The following is a 17,517-nucleotide window of genomic DNA, read 5'->3' on the forward strand; positions in this document are numbered from 1 at the left end:
CGCTATAACACCCTTTTAAACGGGTGTTATAGCATGTCGTAGGGACTAGGATATGCAAGAGTCATTGATAGTCTCTGTAAGGAATAACGGGCATCAATTCGTTTACCGGTTTTAGGTGTTGATTCACGCGCAAAATGGGGCGCAGGTAAGCCAAGCTTATTCGCTGCCCAAGTATAATATTCTTGACGCGAAGGGTGTACTTGAGCGGCTAAATGCAGTGTTTCTCCCCATATACCCCCATCTATTATTTTTTCAATTGCACTGATAACATCTTGCTGATGGATAAGGTTAACCACCTGACTTGCTCCACTTAACTGCTGCCTTCCCGCTAGAAATTTGCCAGGGTGTCGGGCGGGTCCCACCAAACCAGCCAAACGTAATATACAAGCTGATTGTTTATGATGTTGTTGAATAAACGCTTCTATTGCTTGATGAGCTCGGCCCGACTCGGTTATAGGTGCGACTTCACTTTGCTCGGTGACGTTTTCTACCGCATCAGAGTAAACTGAACTGGTACTAATGAATATGAGTTTGACGGATTTGTGTGTACATACCTGAGTGATCAACATGCACATATCGGCGACAAATTGTTGACTAGCTTGTGGATTATCAGCGAGGTGCCTGCGTCCGGGTGGAATATTAATAATGACAACATTGTTATTGAGTAATTCAGCGTGGTATTTATGAGTAAGAAGACTTTCACCTAGAGCGAAAAGGTAAGCGTTTAAGCCATGCTCTATAAGGTTAATAATGCTCTGCTCGCTGCGCGCAGTAACCCGCACGTGATAACGGTCTTGGCTATTTGTTGAATTGCTTGTTTTGCTCTTTGTCGCGCTTAGCATAGTCGCGAGGGGCTGACCTAGCCAGCCTCCGCCAAAAATAGATATGTTCATAGTAGACTTTGTAAAATTACATTGAGTAGTGTTTTACCTGAAGTACGTCTAGGTCTGCAAGCTGGGGGACTTCGTTTTGCAGTTTTTCTTCCAAGCGATCGATATTCGCTAAGCTGGCACATAATACTTCAGCACGTGCTTCAAGCGCTTCGCTTTGGTGATCAAATTTATGCTCCATACCCTCGGCAAAGGTTTCCATACGTTGCTCAAACTCATCAAAGTCGCCCCCGTTGAACATTAGTTCACTGCCAATGGTAACCATTATTTGGCCAATTGCACGTGTCACGATCGTTTCTACGGCTTTTTCGAATTTATCTTCAAATGCTTTACTTAAAAACTCGTCTTCCTCAAATTGGGCTGAATTTAAACGTATCTGGCCATCGTCGCCGTAGAAACTACGATCTAACTCTCGCTTTAGTTCATGTAGTTGATCTGTGATGTCTGCAACAACCGAGTTGTTTTCACCTAGCAATTGAGTGAACGTTTCATCTAACGCATATGTGGCCAGTTCAATCGCATCTGAAGCTATACCCGCCGCCGCAGGGATAGCTGCATTAATGCTGTCGTAAAATTCGTTTAAACGGGCTTGTTGTTCGGTAGATAAATTGGTTTTTTGGCCGTTAACATAAAGCTGCTTACTTTGGTTAATAACGATTTTATTGTTTTGTTCTGTAGTGAGGGTTAGCACCTGATTTTCGAGTCGCAAACCACCGTTAAATTCTACGTCGCATTGTTGTTCTGCAGCGATTACAGTCGTACTTAACATTAGGACGGTACACAAAATAAGATTACGCATGGCCATTTTTCCTTTGAGGATATTTTGATTAGTTCACATAACAGTGAGATAAGAACTACAAAGCAAACACCAAGCCATTCTTATAATATTATTTAAAAACAAATGGTTAATGGTTATTGGGGTGATTTCAAATACGATTTTTATGCAGTATTGCTAATAAAGCTACTAATAGTTAGGCAATTTCGCCAGTCTATGTTTTCTTGTCAAAATTAATATATAATTCCGCCATAATTTGTGTGGGCTTTTTGAATCGTTATACTATTTTGAGGAACAAAGATGAGTAATTGGACTGATGCAATATTGTTTGGGTTTGGTTTAGTAGCGTTTGTTTTAGGCGTAAGCAGTATCATCATGGGATTTATCGCTCAACCTGCAGCACAAGAATCCGCAATGAAATCACGCGTTGAATACGGCTTCTTCGGTGTATCTGGCGTGGTGTTGTTTTTGCTGTTTTGGTACGCTTTGTCTGTAAGCTAAACGCCTACAGACAATTGTTAGCGGCCTAGTGAGGCCTATCACTAATACGTTGATAGGCTCGCAACCCAAATACTGGCAACATTGCCAGCGCATGATCGAAAATATCAGCTTGAATACCTTCGTAAGCGACCCAATCCTTATTGGCGCTAAAACAATATATCTCTAATGGTAGGCCTAATTCTGTAGATGGCAGCTGGCGTACCATCAATGTCATATCTTGATTTATGCTTGGATGGTGATGTAAATAAGATACTAAGTATGCTCGGAGCGTTCCTATATTAGTCAAGCGACGGCTGTTTAGAAGATCTTGAATATCGATTTTCTGCTCTTTATGATATGCATCCAGCTCAGCACGTTTCTTCTCTATATACTCATTGATAAAACGTATGTTACAAAAGTCGTTAAGCATATCTTGATCGCAAAACTTTATGCTGTTCACGTCAATAATTAACGAACGTTTAATGCGCCGTCCAGCTGACTCTGACATACCACGCCAGTTTTTCATCGAATCAGTAATCAGGCTATAAGTTGGGACGGTCGAGATAGTTTTGTCCCAGTTTTGAACCTTAACTGTCGTCAGCCCGACCTGTAAAACAGTACCATCGGCTCCGTACTTAGGTAATTCAACCCAATCACCTGTGTTTACCATACGGTTAGCGGCAATTTGAATGCCCGCTACAAAGCCTAAAATTGTATCTTTAAATAGCAGTAGCAATATAGCGGTGACTGCACCTAATCCAGATAGCAGTAATAGTGGCGATTTATCTAGTAAGTTGGATATGATCAGTAAGCCAGCAACAATCACGATAAACAGCTTCCCGACTTGAATAAAGCCAGTGACCGGAGCGCGTTTAGCTAATTCTGAAGCGTTGTAAACATCCTCAATAGTATTAAGCAAGGCACTACTGGCGGCTACGGCGGCTATCAACATGTAAATGACCGCAATTTTTTGTAGCATCGAGAAAAGAATAGGGTCTTCAACAAGCATACTGCTGCACAAATAAATAACCATAGCGGGTACAATATGACCGATACGTCTGAATACGCCGTGCTCGTGAAGTTCGTCGTCAATAGTATTTTTACTATGGAAAATGATCCGGGTGAGTCTGCCGGTTAATGCTACCCGCGCTAATAGAAAACTAAGCCATGCCAGACACAGCAGTAGTACCACCGCCGTTATGGCAAATAATCCTCCATCATTGCTTACCGTTAGGCCAATAAATTCATAACCTTGGATGATGTAGTCACTTAGTTGTGCACTTTTTTCCACTTATTTGTCTCCGTATAATTGCTTGATCTGGTTATCTTTATACGCCCAGCGTGCATTCAGCCAAGATTGAAAGTTATCTCTGAAGTCATTATCGCTAAAGTAATCGCCAATAATCTCCTGTTCAATTGGCGTCACGCTCGCGCGCAATATAACCTTATTTAATCTGCCTGCTAACATAGCTAACATGGGCCTATTAGGATTGTTAGGGTACATCAGAGTGACATCTAAAATACCTGTGAATAATTCTCCCATAGCAGCAAGGGTAAACGCTATTCCGCCAGCTTTCGGGGGTAACAAATGGGTAAAAGGGCTGTTGCGGTTTTGGTGTTTTTGAGTAGTAAATCGACTGCCCTCGACAAAATTAATAACTGTGGTGGGGCATTCTCTAAATTTTTCACAGGATTGCTTGGTGGTTTGAATATCTTTGCCTTTCAAATGCGGATTTTTTTCCACGAATTCTCGGCTGTACCTTTGCATAAATGGCATATCCAGCGCCCAAGCGCCTAAACCCACAAACGGTAACCAAATTAATTCTTTTTTTAGAAAAAATTTAGGGGCGGGAATTTTATCTGCTGCAAAGTCCACCAGCAAAATAATATCCAACCAACTTAGATGGTTTGGCATCATTAGGTACCACTCTGTTTTGCTTAGCGCGCCTTCAATTTCTACGTCTAATTCAATCCGATTAAATAGGCGAATTAGGCGTACGCTCAACACGCCAAAAGCACACAACATATAGTTGAGAAGCTGATTAATTGGTCGAGAAACTAATGCGAAAGGTAGTATGAGCTTGATTAGCCCAAAGAAAATAATCAATACTGCCCAAAAAGATAAGTTAATAATTTGCAGACAAAGATGAACTGGGAAAATAAGCACACTGCGTAATATCGAGAGCATGGGCTTACTGCTCCGCCGACATTTGCTCAATTCTGCGGTCTTTTTCCGCCCAAACGCTATTTAGCCAACGCTGAAATATAACGCGCTGTGCTGGATTATCGAAATAATCTTCAGCGAAAGCGTCACATTGTAATAACTCACTAATCGGGGTAACAGATACATGGACTTTGATAGATTTAACTTTTCCGCAGACAAAATCCCAAAAAGTGGGTATTCCTTGTGGGTAGTAAATTGTCACATCGAGTAATTTATGTAATTGACTACCCATAGCGCTTAACACAAAGGCCATACCGCCTGCTTTGGGTTTTAATAAATATTGAAATGAAGGCGATTGACGCTGATATTTTTCAGGTGTGAATCGCGTGCCTTCAACGAAATTCATAATACTTACTGGTTTAGTTTGAAATTTTTCGCAGGCTTTTTGTGTCGTTTCTAAATCTTTACCTTTGAGGTGCGGGTTTTTTGCCAAAAAGGATTTGGTGTAACGACGCATAAAAGGAAATTCTAGGGCCCACCAAGCAATTCCTAGAAAGGGCACCCATATAAGTTCTCGCTTTAAAAAGAACTTAAGAAAAGGAATTTTGCGATTAAATACCCTCTGCAGAATAAGAATATCGACCCAGGATTGATGATTGGCGATGACCAGATACCAGTCTTGAAGGCTAAGTGATTCAGTGCCAGTGACTTCGATTTTTGTACGGCTGAAGATATTTTGGTTAATATTATTAACAGTGATCCATGACGTTGCACAACCATCTAGTGGATAAGACAGCGCAGTACGCCAAATCTTTATAGGAATAAGTTTTAAAAACGACAGTACAACGATAGGGATCACCCAAAATACTGTGTTAATGAAATACAAAATAACCGACAGCACACCCATAACATTGCCTAACAACCGCGCCACTACATTTACTCCAATACCAATCAAATACAAACGATGGCGTAGTGTAAACTAAAGTTGAATAAACCTAATAGCGAAGTATCACTGTTTTTACCCAATTTTCGCCCCAAGTTTACCTAAATACCGACAGTATCGAGGTTATGTGCTGTTTCCCATGCTCTATTTTTAGAAAAGTGGCTACCCAAAAATGCCATTTGATCGATGCGTATACGCCGATTCATTAAATAGAATCTTTCATAAATATTAGGCGTGAAGGGCACGGCAATTAACGTTAATCCTGCTTCTTCTGGCGTGCGATCGGCTTTAAAGCAGTTGCAGCGTGTACAAGCTGATGCGCAATTAGTCCAAATATCACGCCCGCCTTTTGAGCGAGGCATAATGTGATCGCGAGTGAGTTCGGTCATACGGAATTTTTGTCCACAATACATGCACAGATAATTATCGCGGCGAAATAGAAATCTATTGTTTAGCGGCACTTTACCGCAAGGTCTGGTGACTTTACCTTCGCAACCGATGATAGATGATAAGGCTAAACGGCTTTGTAAACCTTGATCATTCCAGCCTCCACGCAATACACGTTTACTATAACCTAGTTCAAACAGCACCCGGTCTTGTGCATAGTATTTGGCTGCTTCTTCTAACGTTATCCATGCCTGAGGTAGGCCAGATTTATTCAATCTTAAAACCAACATACACTTACCTCGCTAGGGGTAGACAAAATAACCTTATCATGGGTAATCCTAAGACACTTTGACTACGTTTAAAAATCGGTCTTACCATTGTACTGTGTACTTATTTTAACCAACTGTCATTAATTGTTATTCCCCAATACGTATGTATCGCAGATAAAAGTGAAACTAACACCAATTATACACGCTAGGGCCGGATGGATTCTGCATGCCAATGAGATTGCGCGTCTTGACGGTATAATACGCGTAAATGGGGAGTAGCCATCAGGCGTAAATAATCTACTTGAGTAATATGCAGTCTCAATAGTACGAAGTGTTCGCTAGGATTGGCCGCATCATAATCGTCAGCATAACTTTCACGTAATGCATCACTTAGATTTCGCCAATGGGCATGTCGCAGCTTTTGAGCATCAAAATTAGAATGTTCATTCATATTATCAATATGCTGGTTCTCTATGCCAGGCTGATGCGCGATACAATCCATATAGCCGCTAAAACGAAATTGCTCTCGGGTTTGTGCGAAGTACCAGCATGCCTCGACCTGACTTTTTTGGGTCAGATGTGACATCTTTTCACTGCGATTGTCTGTGTGCAGGTATATTTGGTTTTTACCTTCATTAAACCCTCTAAATACTATAGTACGGCAGTGGGGGTAGCCATGGCGGTCTACGGTAGCCAATTGTAAATAGCGACTTGTCACTGAGGATAAATGTACTTCTAATGCACGTTCTATGGTTGATTGCCAAGATGGATGTTGCTGCATAATTGCTCCTATTCGATAAAACCCAGGTTAAGTTTAATAAGGGTATGCTGATGATATCTTAAATTTAAATGTCTCAATCTTTAATATATTTATAATGACCTGTTATTTAATATTATCTCGATAAATCAACTGTTTACTGGAATAACTAGAGTAAGAAAGAATGTAAATTGAACACCTGTTCAAATAATAATTGAACGATCGTTCATTTATGTGTATCTTAGTATCATTGACTAGCAGTAGTCATCATATTAATTTTATAAACTGGAGAATTAACAATGGCAGATTTCACCCTTCATACAGTAGAAAGTGCACCAGAAAAGAGTAAACCTATTCTTGAGCAATCTCTAAAAACCAATGGCATGATACCTAATTTGCATGCAGTAATGGCTGAAGCCCCTGGTTTGCTTGAGGGTTACCAAGTCTTGCACAAGTTATTTATGGATTCTTCTTTCGATGCAGAAGAGCTTACCGTCGTATGGCAGACCATAAACGTGGAGCACAATTGCACTTACTGTGTTCCTGCTCATACCGCTATCGCAAATTCAATGAAAGTTTCATCTGAGCTAACTGAAGCGCTACGTAATAAAACTGCTATGCCCAGTGATAAATTACAAGTACTTCACGACACAACATTGGCGATGGTGCGTGGTCGTGGTGTGATATCAGATGACGTTATAGAAAAGTTTTTTGCCGCGGGTTACGGGCAAAGACAACTACTCGAAATTATTTTAGGTTTGTCACAAAAGGTAATGAGTAACTATACAAATCACATAGCGAAAACACCTGTTGACGCGCCGTTTAAAAAATTCGCGTGGTAGTCGTGTGAATTAGTGCAAACTTAGGCCGCTGTATATTATATATAAGCGGCCTTTTTTGTGGTTGATATGCATAACATGTATAGAGTTGCTTACTAATGCTATAATCCGCCGCTAGTTTATCCTTACAGGCATGTAGTCAGGGTCTCGGGAATAATTATTAGTGTCTGGCGTTTATTAAAAATTCTAAATATCAAAGGTTTGCAGTGAATAATTCATCCTCTCCAATCAACCGCACCATCTCTGTCGCTCCAATGCTCGATTGGACAGATAAGCATTGTCGTTATTTTTTGCGTCAAATATCTAAGCATGCATTGCTGTATACCGAAATGGTGACCACAGGCGCTATTATTTTTGGTAAAGGCGATTACTTAGCATACAACGATGCGGAACACCCAGTGGCGTTGCAATTGGGCGGTTCAGATCCGACGGATATGGCGCGCTGTGCTGCTCTTGCGCAGGAGCGGGGCTATGATGAGGTGAATATCAACGTAGGGTGCCCATCAGATCGTGTTCAAAATGGACGATTTGGTGCATGCTTAATGGCGGAGCCAAGTACAGTGGCTAAGTGTATTGAGGCGATGCAAAAGGAAGTAGATATTCCGGTGACAGTGAAATCACGTATCGGGATCGATGATATGGATGAATATCAGGATCTAACTAATTTTATCCACGTTGTAGCTGATGCCGGATGTGATATTTTTACTGTGCACGCTCGGAAAGCTTGGCTTAAGGGGCTTAGCCCGAAAGAGAATCGTGATATACCTCCATTAATGTATGACCGAGTGCACGCCCTTAAAGCAGAGTTCCCTCAGTTGAATATCAGTATCAATGGTGGCGTGAAAACATTAGACGATGCTGCATTGCATTTAGAAAAGCTCGACGGCGTAATGATTGGCCGCGAGGTTTATAGTAACCCTTATATACTTGCGGATGTAGACAGACGTTTTTATCAAAATGATAGTGCAGTACTTACTCGTGAAGAAATAGTACACGCCATGCTGCCTTATGTTGAAGCCCAAATGGCCAGTGGCGCTAGAGCATGGAATATCGCTAGACATATGTTAGGTTTATTTCAGGGGCAGCCAGGTGGACGCATTTGGCGTCGATATTTGAGCCAACATGGTACAGGCCAAAGCAAAAATGGTTTGCAAGTGGGGCCAGAGTTATTGGTCAACGCGTTAGCTGCTGTTGATGAAGCCCGAGCGACTACCAAAGCTTATCAAGATACGAGAGTTAGTTAATTTAACCACCTAGGTGGTTATTTTTACGAATCTGTTGCTTTTTACACTCAGCTGAAGTTTTATCTTTGCTGTTATTTTATTTAAAATTCAATCTAATCAATTGATTACGAAAAAATCCTCACTTGGCACAACTCTCGCAATAATTTCTTCGACTTAACAGTGACAAGCAAAATTAGCAACGTCACATTATTTTAAAGAAGAGGAATATTATGTTTACTAAATCAACTATCGCTGCCATTGCATTAACGTCTACTTTTGCTTTTAGCTCGCATGCTTCCGCTGCTGAAGTTAACTTAGAGCAATTTGTAAGCCACTTGATGGTGAAAACCATAGAAAGCACTAAAACAGAGCTTCAGTATAAAATTCAAGAGGCGGTGTTAACAGCAAGCAATATGTTCAGCATTATTGACGAGCCAGCAGTTGCTAGCAAAGTGACTATCACTGATCTAGATCAAAAAGAAGCGCCAAAAAACCGAGCTGAGTAAGATATGAATATGTTTGATCATCATGCCCTTATTACGCTTTTACTCGCACCAGTGGTCGCTTATTTGGCGGGTGTGATTTTGTTTTCAGTCGTTGCTTACCTACGAGAAAACAAGCCGGAAACTATGGGCTTTACGACTTCAAATATAAACAGCGGTCACTCTTTGTAGTATTGATCGCTGTCATATTGTTGAAGAAAATTTACTTAGCAAGCATTGGCATCCAATGAACTAACTTACCCCATCCCCATTTTTTAATTTCATCCACTTTTATTGCTTTACACAATAATTCAGACACCCAAGAAAGCCCGATATACATAATTAGCACTATGCATAAGCGCTTGGGCCAGCCGGTAGAAAATACTAAATTAACAATCGGCTCTATTACATAATAAAGCGGCATATGCCCTATGAAAACAATGATCGTGTTACGCGAAAAAAAGCGCACGATACGTCCGGCTTTTATGCGACTAAACACCAAAATACTAAACATCGTATTACATAAATAAACGATTGAAACTGCAACAGATGTATACAGCGCATTCATCAAATCAGTGCTAACTTGAATATTTTTAAACGGGAAGCGGCGTGTAACATTTATCTCATTTAATATTACAGCCCAAAAAATTATAAATGTAGCCCAAGCAATTATGCCGAGAAGTAAACCTTTGGAACTGTCTTGATCTTTCTGCTGACACATATACATACCGAGCACAAATATCGTGAGCCAGTTCGGTAGTGACATATAGGCAATAAAAGTAGAATGGTCATGAATAAAATAACTACGCGTTAACACTTCTATTATTAGGCTTAATACCAGTATTAAAGGGGTTACCTTAATACGGTATAAAATAAGTGCCCAAAGCAAAATAATATGAAAATAGGTACCTATGAACCAGGTTGTGGGATTGGCAGGGAAAAAGTTAAAAATGACATTAACACCGAAAACAAACGGTGCGTAATTGCTCTCAGAAATATCGTTGATGGCAAAAAAACTGATTACGCTAATAAAAAGCGCAATGATTATTCCCCAAAAAAACATGGGGAATAAACGATTATAGCTAACTTTGTACCTAGGGCCCGTTGCTTTACCCAGACCCCAGCCCATAATAAAGACAAACATAGCTACACCTAGTTGCTTCGGATAAACAGGCTGGGTAAATTGATCAAACGGATCCCCAAAAAAATGTCCAAAAACGATTAAAAACATACCAACCGCTTTCATCCAATCGACGAAGTCGCAACGTTTCATATTATTTCCTTAGCGTTAGGCCTGTGATTTCAAGGCGGCATTTTTTTGCGCTGTGGCAGTTGGATCTTCCGTGGGCGTTGGTGCGAAGCTTTTAACAAATCTGGCTGGGTTCCCAGCGACCACAATATTCGCTTTTACATTGCTGTTAACGACAGCGCCAGCCGCGACTAGTGAGCCTTTACCAATGCTAGCGAGTATTATTGCACCCTCACCAACCCATACATTTTCCGCAATGTTTATACGATTAATATTGCTTGACGAGAAAGGCATCCATTCTCCGCTTTCGTCGTTACGCAAATGTTGAGTATTGCCACTGAGTAAGCTTGAATGGCTGCCTATCAGGCAGTTTTTCCCTAAATGAGCAGAACCTATGGAACAGTATATGCCAGTGTATACGTTGTCTTCGACTACGGTACTTCGATGCGCGAATATAGTGCCAAAGCCAATAAAACTATTTAACGAGCACTTTTCCAGAGTTAAGGAGTAAAATGCCCTACGCAAGAACACACCTGGCAGACCTGGCAATATGGAGAATACATGAGTCCAGAAGGAGAAAACGGCTTCTGAATGCTTACTTGTTGAAGATTCTAACCAACAGGTGATTGCCATCGGTAAAGTCAATAACTGACATAAACGGTTAATAAATAATTTAAGTGCGTGGTACATAGTAAATATCCTTAATTACGCGTAGCTCCAATTCAGTTTGTGGCAAATTGTTTTAGGAGCGTTTGCGCATCCTTTTAAACCGTGCATTATGAGTATAGTTGTCAATCAGCGATATTTTCTTAGGAACTTTGTAGGCTTGTAAACGACCTGCGCAATGCCGTCTTAATCTGACTTTGAATTCTGTTAACGTCTCATCAGTACTGAGCTTAACCTCTATGGCTACAATCATACCGGTAATGGTGTGTGGTGAAGAATACACAGCCGCATCTTCGACACCTGGCATCTCTAAAACAACACTCTCTACTTCGGCAGGGTAGACTTTTTCGCCGCCCACGTTGATGATTTCACTTTGTCTGCCGAGTATTTTAAGCCACTCCCCATCTTGCTCAACTTGATCTCCAGTGTCTAAAAAGCCATCTTCATCGAATGGTGATGGGGCATTAAGGTATCCAAGCATCGCTGACTCAGATTTTATCCAAAGACGGCCATCTACTATTTTTGTCTCAAACTCCGCGCCTCCGACTTTCACCCAAAGTGATTTAGAGTCCCTAGACTTAGAGCGTAATATGCCCACTTCAGACAGCCCATAAGTTTGCAACAGTTTGGTTTGTGGGAACCTTGTCGTTATGGCTGTTAGGGTGCTATCAGGCATGGTCTCAGTCCCATAGGTAATGAGCTTAAGTGAACTTAAATCAACATTATCGGCGGCACCAGATAATAAAAGCAGATTGATAAACGTAGGCGACGTTGGTAATACTTCCACCTTGTGTTTTTCAATGGCCAGGCAGACCGACTCTGGCGTTCGATGAGCCGGCACCACTGCAGTGCCTCCATTAGCCAATGTATATAGTAGTGTGTTCACACCGCCAATATGGTCAAACTGCAAAAATGCTAATGTACGCATCATTTTTCTTGGTACGGTAAATTTATTTAGCAGTTGCGACAGGTCATGAAATATCGCTTTACTTTTCCCCGTTGAGCCAGAAGAAAATAACACTAATCCAGGATGATTTTTTTCGCGCAGTACATCATAAAGGGGATGTGATGGCTGGTTATTTGTTCTAATTAGCTGAGTGTCGTTTTCGCTAACAATAATATCATATTGATTTTGCGCTATTTCGCAGAACGTTTCAAAATGCGCTTTCGAATCATTGGAAAGTGGCACAATGATATTGCGATTGTGGGTCAATGCTAAAAATAATGAGATGCTTTCGGCACAATAGTCAGACTTGATGCTCACCACCTCGCCTGGTCTTATCTTTTCCTTTGCTATCCAGCCTAACCAGTTGTGGTATTTTTCGCGTAATTCACCGTAAGTAATAATATTATTGCCTACCGCAACGGCCTCTTGAGTTTCAAGTTCAGACATTTTGTCTAATAGAAATTGCACAGTCATGATATCCCTCCTAGATAAATTATCTGCCCGGTAATCATGTTGCTCTGGGGCTTCATGAAAAAGTCGACCAGATTCAGTACATCTTCTGGCTTTGCCATTTTTTGTATAGATTGTTGCTCTACTAAACGCGAAATTTTTTCTTCGCTAACACCGCTAATTAAATCGGTCGCGATAGGTGATGGGCCGATGGCATTGCACGTTATGTTAAATGTGCTGAGTTCTTTAGCAATCACTCGCGTAAGTGATTCAACAGCACTTTTTGAGGCTGCATATGCAGCTTCACCTTGCAAATTCATGGGAACTGCAACAGTGCTCATATTTATAATTCGCGGGTTGGCCGATTTTCTTAGCAAGCTAATTGCTTTCTGGCTGCACATAAACGTGCCTGCATAATTGACGTCCATGGTTTCGCGCATATTTTTGAAGGGGGTAAGTGCAAACGCATTCATTCGAGCAACGCCAGCATTGTTTATTAATACATCTATATATTTGAAGGCTTTGCGAATTTTAATGAATAGCGCTTGAACTTGCTCTTCAATTGCCACGTCAGCCTCAAAGTGATGATAATGTGGGTGTGAAACGTCACTCGCGCTTCTAGCGCACCCAATCACTAAATGCCCCTGAGCCAATAGATGTTGCACAATAGCTAAACCAAGCCCACGGCTTGCTCCTGTCACCAGTATATGTTGCATGGGGCTACTCACCTTTTAACAAGTGATCAATATGCTCAACGAGTGAACTGACATTCTTAAAAGGACTATTTGCCGCTGACATTGCCCGTTCATCACTTAAAGATACATTTATATCTTGGTCTTGCAGCATATCTTCAATGTCGATGAGTAGGGCAACTAAGCCCATAGAGTCTAAATATCCTTGTTTACCGAATAATGGGGTGTCAATCGATACGGGAACTTGTTCCGCGTCTTCACGTGATTGGTTGGTCAGTTCAATTGCTGCCAAGACGAGAGATTGTATTTCATTATGGGTCATATGCTTATTCCTTAGCGTGGGGTAAACGATTGTTCGTTTATCAATCATAATACGTTCAAAAAATGGCTTACTGCAATCCTTAATTTTTCATTAACAGCTATATTTCATTCCCTTAAAGTGGTGTTTTTCACTAATAACATTAGTGGTTTTAACCACTTATTGCTGTATGTGAATATTGCTAAGATTTTTCATCGAATAAATAACTAATATTTTCATATGCTTACAGATTTTAAATTGATTGGCATAACACTTGTAAATAGCAATAGATAATAGGTGGCATCTACTGCAGATAAACCTACTTTGATAAAGCCAATATAGTGGCGAAGAACCTAACCAAGTGGAGAATCATCATGGGACTAATTTCTAGAATGTCAGACATAGTACAGTCGAATATTAATGCATTACTCGATAAGGCAGAAAATCCCGAAAAAATGATCAAGCAGCTGATTCTAGAGATGCAAGATACTCTAGTGGAAGTGAGATCTGTGGCCGCAACAGTATTGGCTGATAAAAAACACATCGAACGTAATATGAGTAAGTTGAACGTTGAAAGTGAAAACTGGCAAAACAAAGCAGCAATTGCATTATCCAAAGGAAGAGAAGATCTCGCTCGAGCTGCCCTTGCTGAAAAGCAACGTGTTGATGCAGCACTAAAAGGATCGCATGGTCAGTTGAGTGACGTGCAAGAGTCGATTGAAACACTGCAAAATGACAGCAGTAAATTAAATGAAAAGCTCATTGAAGCGAAAATAAAACAAAAAAGTTTATTAATTAAACACCGTACTGTAGGTGCCCGTTTGAAAGTGAAAAGCGTCGGCACCTGTGACAAAGTTGACAGCGCTATAGTGAAGTTCGATCAATATGAACGTCGAATTGATGACTTAGAAGCACAAGTTGACGCGTATGACATAGCAAGCGAATCAAAGAGCCTGACTACCGAGCTGGCACAACTTAAGACGGACGATGACATTGATAGGCAGCTTGCTGAACTGCGTAAGAACGTTGCTTAATAAATAACTATTGGCAAAACCTTAGCACCGTATAACGATGTAGCCGGTGCGCCTTATATTAGGAGAGCAATATGAGAGAATATATAAATGTGAATCGCTTACATCGCGATACGCTCCACGCAAAAGTTTCCGGTGTCTGTGCTGGTTTAGCGAAGCACTGGGATCAACCCCGATGGGTTATAAGAGTCGCAGCAATTGCATGTCTATTGTTACTGCCTGTTGCAACGGCAGTCGCCTATGCTATGGCAGTTGTATTGCTGCCAACGCGCTTATGAACCTGTTGAAAAACTTAGCGTTAGCGGTGCTTATCGCTATTTTAATTACCTACAGCCTCGGGTATGCCGCATCTGATTTACTCGACATACGGGTGCAACTTGATGATAGTTTCATTGAGCCTATGACCTCGCTCGCTATATTGGTGGCGGTGGGAGTTGTGCTCGTGTTGGTTGGCTTTGCCGTAGCACTGAGTGTCATGGCCGCAATAGGCTTTACCTTGTTTGCTATATTAGGGGCATTGGTCTTTGCTGGTTTAAGCAGTATTTGGCCGATTTTACTGGCAGCGGTTATAATAGTTTGGGTGCTCAAAGACAAGAAACGGGAGGATCATTACTCATAGTGTGCATCGAAAATAAGTCTTAGACATGATCGAACATGAGTGGGAATGGGTAGCATATTCAACAGATTTGCTGAATAATTCCGTTCTGAATTATTTAAAATGGAATTGCAGATGCTTGTGAATGTTAGATGTATAATCGCTACGGCAATAATTTTAATATCAAACGCCGCTTTTGCTGAACTGCATATTACTGATGCGACGGTAAGGTTGTTGCCTCCAAGCGTACCCAACACCTCAGCCTATTTTTCGTTACAAAACACCGGTGATGAAAACATAACGTTAGTTGGCGCCCAAGCAGGCATAGCGAATAAGGCTGAATTGCATAACCACATTATGCATGGCGATGTTATGCGAATGGAAAAACAAGATACAATCGTTGTTCCTGCTGGAGAAAGAGTAGACTTTACACCGGGTGGATTACATATGATGCTCTTCGGTTTAATAAAACCTCTTAAAAAAGATCAGATCGTGACACTCAGTTTATTAACTGATGATGGCCAACAGATTAGTTTCGACGCAGTCGTCGCTTCGCCTAACAAACATAGTCATCACTAGGAGGTGAACATGCAAAAATACCTAACCCCAAAATGGTTGCTTAGTATTGCAGCTATACTCTTTATTATTTTTTGGCTGATTGCTGTTTATTGGAGTTTTGAACCAGAGACTTTCGATCCGCGCCAGACAGCACAAAGTTATGCGCAGCAGCATAATGAAAAACTTGTTCCTGGGTATACCTTGACGACAAGTTTAGTTACCGTAATTGAAACACTATTGAATAAGTCAGGTGGTTATCTGTCAAACGATGTGATGCCCCCAAGCCTCTTTATGGATAATATGCCGAGCTGGGAATTTGGGGTACTAGAAATGACCCGAGATTTAGCATTATCGATGCGCAAAGACATCAGTCGCTCACAGTCTCAGTCCAGCGAAAATCCATTCTTGACTGACGCGCAACCAAAATTAAATATAGACCATCGCAGTTGGTTGTTGCCTTCAGCTGAGTCTCAGTATCAGGATGCGATTGATAAGCTCTACCAATATCGTTCTAGCTTGTCCACAAGCCGTGAAGGCACTGCGCAATTTTATGCTCGGGCAGATAACTTACGAGACTATGTGAAGCAAATTGAAAAACGTTTGGGTAATTTGTCACAGAAGTTGAGCGTCAGTGTCGGCCAAGACCGCCTCAATACTAATTTCGCCAAAGTCAGTAGTGCAGGGAATATTCCCGCCGCTGAGTTACGTGAACAAACAAGTTGGTTTCAATTAGATGACAACTTCTATGAGGCGCGAGGTGCAAGCTGGGCGTTAATCCACTTTCTTAAAGCGGTAGAAGTAGATTTTGCCGACGTACTAGATAAGAAAAATGCACGAGTTAGTGTTCAGCAGATTATTCGTGAACTAGAGTCGACCCAAGAGTCTATTTTCAGCCCTATGATCTTAAATGGTAGCGGCTTCGGCATTCTGGCTAATCATTCTTTAGTTATGGCGAACTATATTTCCCGAGCGAATGCTGCTCTAATTGAACTTTCAGAACTATTAAATCAAGGATAAACCATGAACAAACCTCTTTGTGCTGGCGCACTGGCGATGGCCTTAACGAGTTTATCGAGTCAGGCTGATACGTTATTAGGCGTATACGCGGGCGCTCAGGCATGGGATATGGAGACCACTGGCGGGTTTTCAGATAGTAATAACAATGTAGACTTCAACTTTGACGACGAAACTAAAGGGAGCTTTTATGTTGCATTAGAGCATCCAGTACCTTTTGTACCGAATATTAAGTTGCAACGCACGGGTCTAGATACAAATGGACAAACCGTTTTGTCTTCAAGTATGACGTATGGTGGTGAGTTATTTTCGGCGGATACAACCGTTAACACTAGTCTTGATTTAGTGAGTACTGATTATATTGCATACTATGAATTATTTGATAATGACTTGGTTAGCTTTGATTTAGGCATAAATGCGAAACATCTAGATGGTGACATTTATTTAGAGGCGAAAAACGATGCAACCCAAAATGCGGCTCGTGATTTTTCTGGTTTCGTTCCTATGTTGTATTCGCGTGTAGAAGTTGGTGTGCCGTTTACAGGGCTTGGAGCGTTTGTAGAAGGGAGTTTTTTAGCTTTTGACGACAACAAGATTACAGATTATCAAGCTGCTATTACCTACGGATTGCTCGATAACTTAGCAATTGATGCTACTTTGCAGCTTGGTTACCGCTCATTGGAAATGGAATTAGATGACCTAGACGGTATTTACACTGATTTTGAATTCAGTGGGGCGTTCGTTGGGGTTGAGGTGCATTTCTAATTCAAGTGGCCTGTAACGGAATGTTGTACTTTCATTCATTCCAT

23 protein-coding genes are annotated in these 17,517 nt (G+C 41.1%); 11 read left to right on the plus strand and 12 right to left on the minus strand.

Annotated features, from left to right (window positions below):
• Positions 1-26 precede the first annotated feature (26 nt).
• A complete protein-coding gene (locus GQS54_RS04205) occupies positions 27-893 on the minus strand; it encodes a sugar nucleotide-binding protein (RefSeq protein WP_166422748.1) in 867 nt (288 codons plus the stop codon).
• A 16-nt stretch (positions 894-909) separates the two neighbouring features.
• On the minus strand, positions 910-1,689 hold the full coding sequence (locus GQS54_RS04210; RefSeq protein WP_166422749.1) for a DUF2884 family protein: 780 nt from the start codon (positions 1,687-1,689) through the stop codon (positions 910-912).
• A 276-nt stretch (positions 1,690-1,965) separates the two neighbouring features.
• On the opposite strand from GQS54_RS04210, the gene GQS54_RS04215 reads away from it, so the two are divergent.
• Positions 1,966-2,166, plus strand: a complete 201-nt coding sequence (locus GQS54_RS04215; RefSeq protein WP_166422750.1) for a hypothetical protein — start codon at positions 1,966-1,968, stop codon at positions 2,164-2,166.
• A gap of 25 nt (positions 2,167-2,191) precedes the next feature.
• Here GQS54_RS04215 and GQS54_RS04220 read toward each other — a convergent pair whose 3' ends face one another.
• From GQS54_RS04220 to GQS54_RS04240, 5 genes are all read right to left on the minus strand, one after another.
• Positions 2,192-3,436 (minus strand): mechanosensitive ion channel family protein, encoded by a 1,245-nt coding sequence (locus GQS54_RS04220; protein ID WP_166422751.1) that lies wholly within the window; start codon positions 3,434-3,436, stop codon positions 2,192-2,194.
• A complete protein-coding gene (locus GQS54_RS04225) occupies positions 3,437-4,333 on the minus strand; it encodes an acyltransferase (RefSeq protein WP_166422752.1) in 897 nt (298 codons plus the stop codon).
• Between the two features lie 4 nt (positions 4,334-4,337).
• Positions 4,338-5,240, minus strand: a complete 903-nt coding sequence (locus GQS54_RS04230; RefSeq protein WP_166422753.1) for an acyltransferase — start codon at positions 5,238-5,240, stop codon at positions 4,338-4,340.
• A 113-nt stretch (positions 5,241-5,353) separates the two neighbouring features.
• On the minus strand, positions 5,354-5,929 hold the full coding sequence (locus GQS54_RS04235; protein ID WP_166422754.1) for an HNH endonuclease: 576 nt from the start codon (positions 5,927-5,929) through the stop codon (positions 5,354-5,356).
• A 184-nt stretch (positions 5,930-6,113) separates the two neighbouring features.
• Entirely contained in the window at positions 6,114-6,689 is a 576-nt protein-coding gene (locus GQS54_RS04240) for a pyridoxamine 5'-phosphate oxidase family protein (RefSeq protein WP_166422755.1), read from the minus strand.
• A gap of 275 nt (positions 6,690-6,964) precedes the next feature.
• Here GQS54_RS04240 and GQS54_RS04245 point away from each other — a divergent pair, with 275 nt between their 5' ends.
• From GQS54_RS04245 to GQS54_RS04260, 4 genes are all read left to right on the plus strand, one after another.
• Positions 6,965-7,507 (plus strand): carboxymuconolactone decarboxylase family protein, encoded by a 543-nt coding sequence (locus tag GQS54_RS04245; RefSeq protein WP_166422756.1) that lies wholly within the window; start codon positions 6,965-6,967, stop codon positions 7,505-7,507.
• Positions 7,508-7,710: 203 nt separating this feature from the next.
• A complete protein-coding gene (dusA, locus tag GQS54_RS04250) occupies positions 7,711-8,748 on the plus strand; it encodes a tRNA dihydrouridine(20/20a) synthase DusA (protein ID WP_166422757.1) in 1,038 nt (345 codons plus the stop codon).
• Positions 8,749-8,957: 209 nt separating this feature from the next.
• Positions 8,958-9,233, plus strand: coding sequence for a hypothetical protein (locus GQS54_RS04255; protein WP_166422758.1), 276 nt, complete (start codon positions 8,958-8,960; stop codon positions 9,231-9,233).
• Between the two features lie 9 nt (positions 9,234-9,242).
• Complete coding sequence (locus tag GQS54_RS04260; RefSeq protein WP_166422759.1) at positions 9,243-9,401, plus strand: hypothetical protein; 159 nt, start codon at positions 9,243-9,245, stop codon at positions 9,399-9,401.
• Positions 9,402-9,432: 31 nt separating this feature from the next.
• Here the strand turns inward: GQS54_RS04260 and GQS54_RS04265 are convergent, their stop codons facing one another.
• From GQS54_RS04265 to GQS54_RS04285, 5 genes are read right to left on the minus strand one after another with little or no spacing between them, the layout of a single operon-like run.
• Entirely contained in the window at positions 9,433-10,482 is a 1,050-nt protein-coding gene (locus tag GQS54_RS04265) for an acyltransferase (RefSeq protein WP_166422760.1), read from the minus strand.
• A 15-nt stretch (positions 10,483-10,497) separates the two neighbouring features.
• Entirely contained in the window at positions 10,498-11,148 is a 651-nt protein-coding gene (locus GQS54_RS04270; protein WP_166422761.1) for an acyltransferase, read from the minus strand.
• A gap of 52 nt (positions 11,149-11,200) precedes the next feature.
• Positions 11,201-12,544, minus strand: a complete 1,344-nt coding sequence (locus GQS54_RS04275) for a fatty acid--CoA ligase family protein (RefSeq protein ID WP_166422762.1) — start codon at positions 12,542-12,544, stop codon at positions 11,201-11,203.
• Positions 12,541-13,236, minus strand: coding sequence for an SDR family oxidoreductase (locus tag GQS54_RS04280; RefSeq protein ID WP_166422763.1), 696 nt, complete (start codon positions 13,234-13,236; stop codon positions 12,541-12,543). The genes GQS54_RS04275 and GQS54_RS04280 overlap by 4 nt, the downstream gene beginning before the upstream one ends.
• Before the next feature lie 4 nt (positions 13,237-13,240).
• Entirely contained in the window at positions 13,241-13,534 is a 294-nt protein-coding gene (locus GQS54_RS04285) for a hypothetical protein (protein WP_166422764.1), read from the minus strand.
• A gap of 350 nt (positions 13,535-13,884) precedes the next feature.
• Here GQS54_RS04285 and pspA point away from each other — a divergent pair, with 350 nt between their 5' ends.
• The 6 genes from pspA (at position 13,885) to GQS54_RS04315 (ending at position 17,473) form a co-directional block, all read left to right on the plus strand.
• Positions 13,885-14,544: a phage shock protein PspA gene (pspA, locus tag GQS54_RS04290; RefSeq protein WP_166422765.1), complete on the plus strand. Its 660-nt coding sequence runs from the start codon at positions 13,885-13,887 to the stop codon at positions 14,542-14,544.
• Between the two features lie 71 nt (positions 14,545-14,615).
• Positions 14,616-14,819 carry a PspC domain-containing protein gene (locus tag GQS54_RS04295; protein WP_166422766.1) on the plus strand — a complete coding sequence of 68 codons (204 nt, stop codon included), beginning with the start codon at positions 14,616-14,618 and terminating at the stop codon, positions 14,817-14,819.
• Positions 14,816-15,160, plus strand: coding sequence for a hypothetical protein (locus GQS54_RS04300; RefSeq protein ID WP_166422767.1), 345 nt, complete (start codon positions 14,816-14,818; stop codon positions 15,158-15,160). Before GQS54_RS04295 ends, GQS54_RS04300 begins: the two co-directional genes overlap by 4 nt.
• Before the next feature lie 111 nt (positions 15,161-15,271).
• Positions 15,272-15,715 (plus strand): copper chaperone PCu(A)C, encoded by a 444-nt coding sequence (locus tag GQS54_RS04305; protein ID WP_166422768.1) that lies wholly within the window; start codon positions 15,272-15,274, stop codon positions 15,713-15,715.
• Between the two features lie 9 nt (positions 15,716-15,724).
• Positions 15,725-16,711, plus strand: a complete 987-nt coding sequence (locus tag GQS54_RS04310; RefSeq protein ID WP_166422769.1) for a DUF2333 family protein — start codon at positions 15,725-15,727, stop codon at positions 16,709-16,711.
• A 3-nt stretch (positions 16,712-16,714) separates the two neighbouring features.
• Positions 16,715-17,473 (plus strand): TIGR04219 family outer membrane beta-barrel protein, encoded by a 759-nt coding sequence (locus GQS54_RS04315; protein ID WP_166422770.1) that lies wholly within the window; start codon positions 16,715-16,717, stop codon positions 17,471-17,473.
• Positions 17,474-17,517 lie beyond the last annotated feature (44 nt).

The organism is Paraglaciecola sp. 20A4, from assembly GCF_011378905.1.
Taxonomy (GTDB): domain Bacteria; phylum Pseudomonadota; class Gammaproteobacteria; order Enterobacterales; family Alteromonadaceae; genus Paraglaciecola.